The following is a 2,357-nucleotide window of genomic DNA, read 5'->3' as shown; positions in this document are numbered from 1 at the left end:
CCCAGCAGCAGGCCGTCGAGTTGGCGCGCTGGGGCATCCGCGTGAACGCCGTCGCCCCCCGGCCCGGTGGATACCGCGATGGCCAAGGCGGTCCACAGCCCCGAGATCCGGGCGGATTACCACGACACCGTCCCGCTCGGCCGCTACGGGCTGGAGACGGAACTCGCGGAGGCGATCGTCTTCCTCTGCTCGGAGCGCGCCTCCTACATCACCGGCCAGCAACTCGCCGTCGACGGCGGTTTCGAGGCGACGGGCATCGGCCTGAAGACCCTGCGCGGCGGACGGAACGCCTGAGCCCGCTGCAGGGCCGGATCTCCCGGTTTCGGACAGGGTTCGTTAACCCTGCCGCCGTAGCCCCGAAGCTTGGTCAACAGGCGCGGGTGCCATGCCGAGACTCGGCTCCATGATCCTCGACGGTCTAGCGTTCCTCCTGGCCGCGATCGCCCTCACGGCGGTCGTCGCCGGCTACGAGCGCAATCTGCCGGATCCGGGCGCGTCCCTCGCCGAAGGCCCGCCTGCCTGGATCGATCCGGTCACGACGGGGGCGATCACACCGGCGGCGCCGGGCGCGGCGTCTCGCTGGGCGGACGCGCAGCTCCTGATCCCGGCCGCGGACACGGATCGGCCGCACCACGCCGACGGCGGCGCCTGGGTGAACCCGCCGCGCCGCTGAGACATCCGCCTCGGGCCGGCGACCATCACAACTGATCGTTAACTATGGTTGCCGAACCTTCCACCGCACAGCGAAGCGGAGAGGCATCCATGACGCGCGACGGAAACCGCCCCCATCCCAGCGCCCTGGCGCGGTACCCGGTTCCGATCGAGCTGATCTCGGCGCTGTTCCGCGCCGACGACGCGGAGCGCGACCGGCTGCTCGCCCCGATGCCGGCCTATGGGCGAGCCCGGATCGCGGCCTATTGCGCCGACAACGCGCGGCTCGCGGCGCTCGGCCTGAAGGTGGCGCGGTCCTGCGACGAGGCCACGCTCGTCAAAGCGGCGGGCCAAGCCGTCGGCGCCGACCTCTACGCGCGCTCACGGGCCGCCGCGCCGACCCCGGTCCGGCTTCAGGCCGCCTGACCGATCCGTCGCGCGTGGGCCCGTCCGGCCGATCCCGTCGGGTTGATGAATGGCCGGACCTGTCCCGGTTCACGGCGACCGGCGCATCCTCCTGCCATCGGTCCGGTGCGTCCGGCCCGCTGGTTCAGGAGATCGTGTCATGATGCGCTCCAAGATGCTCGGCCTGGTCGCGGTGGTCACGGCGGGGCTCGCCACCGCCACGGCGGCGAACGCGGCACCGTTCGGCTACGGCCCCCCCGATGCCGGGGTCGTGATCGAGCGCGTGGCCGGCGGCTGCGGTCCCGGCTTCCACCCCAATCCCTGGGGCCATTGCCGGCCCAACGAGCGCAGCTGGGGCTGGGGCGGTCCCCGCGGGCCCTACGGGCGGCCGGGCTACGGCGGCTACGAGCGCGGCTATGGCGGCTATGACGGCCCGCGCCGGTTCCACGGCGGCTGGTAGCCCGCGCGGCCGGCTCGGGACCATACCCCGGATCCGGATCGGACCGGATCCGGACTTGATTGCCGACTTGTCCCGCCGGAACGGACACCCGCATATTCACGACGGGATAGAGCCGTATTAGTCTCTTCCGGGACGACACATAGTGTCCCGGAGATTTTTCGATATGCGCCGCTATGTATTTGCATCCCTGATGATTGCCGGCGTGGCGGCCGGTGCCTCGCCGGCCGCTGCCCTGTCGACCAAGGAGTGTTCGGCAAAGTATCAGGCCGCCAAGCAGGCGGGGACGCTGAACGGGCAGAAGTGGAACGACTTCCGCAAGGCCGAGTGCGGCGCGGCGGCCGATACCGCCCCGACGACCGCCCCCAACCCGGTGTCGCCGACCGCGACGACCGCCGCGCCCGCGGCCCCGCCGGCGGCCGGTTCGCGCGCCGGAACGACACCGGCCGCCGCCGCCGGATCGGCCGCCTTCCCCCGCGCCATCGATCCGAAATACGCCAAGGAATCGGCCGGAAAGGCCCGCATGCACACCTGTCTCGACAGCTACAACGCGGCCAAGGCCGCCGGCACGTTGGGCGGCATGAAGTGGATCGAGAAGGGCGGCGGCTACTATTCGGCCTGCAACAAGCAGCTCAAGGGCTGAGCCGCTTCGCGGCCGCGGCCCGAGCGGGTCCCGATCCCGCTCGGACCTGGCGCCCGACAAGACAGGCCCCGACGGTCGCAGCGATGCGACCGGCCCCCTCATTCTGGCGGGGAGGGGGGCCGGGTTGGGATCGGTGGAGAGGGCACCGGATCGCGCGATCCGGCGTCGCCCCCACCTTCGGTTCCTCACCGCGAGGGGAGG

At 71.9% G+C, this 2,357-nt stretch carries 4 protein-coding genes and 1 pseudogene; all 5 read left to right on the top strand.

The window, feature by feature from the left end; all coding sequences use genetic code 11:
- Window positions 1-294: pseudogene (locus I53_RS21510) on the top strand (SDR family NAD(P)-dependent oxidoreductase); the annotation flags it as partial.
- 91 nt (window positions 295-385) lie between these two features.
- Window positions 386-673 carry a hypothetical protein gene (locus tag I53_RS21505; protein ID WP_236952721.1) on the top strand — a complete coding sequence of 96 codons (288 nt, stop codon included), beginning with the start codon at window positions 386-388 and terminating at the stop codon, window positions 671-673.
- An 89-nt stretch (window positions 674-762) separates the two neighbouring features.
- Window positions 763-1,077, top strand: coding sequence for a hypothetical protein (locus tag I53_RS21500; RefSeq protein WP_043354509.1), 315 nt, complete (start codon window positions 763-765; stop codon window positions 1,075-1,077).
- Window positions 1,078-1,216: 139 nt separating this feature from the next.
- Window positions 1,217-1,516, top strand: coding sequence for a GCG_CRPN prefix-to-repeats domain-containing protein (locus tag I53_RS21495; RefSeq protein WP_043354507.1), 300 nt, complete (start codon window positions 1,217-1,219; stop codon window positions 1,514-1,516).
- Between the two features lie 163 nt (window positions 1,517-1,679).
- Window positions 1,680-2,156: a hypothetical protein gene (locus tag I53_RS21490; protein ID WP_043354504.1), complete on the top strand. Its 477-nt coding sequence runs from the start codon at window positions 1,680-1,682 to the stop codon at window positions 2,154-2,156.
- Window positions 2,157-2,357: the final 201 nt, after the last annotated feature.

It is taken from the genome of Methylobacterium sp. B1 (assembly GCF_000333255.1).
In the GTDB taxonomy this organism is placed as follows: Bacteria; Pseudomonadota; Alphaproteobacteria; order Rhizobiales; family Beijerinckiaceae; genus Methylobacterium; species Methylobacterium fujisawaense.
Note: the sequence above shows the minus strand (reverse complement) of the source record. Positions and strands in the feature narration are given on the sequence as shown.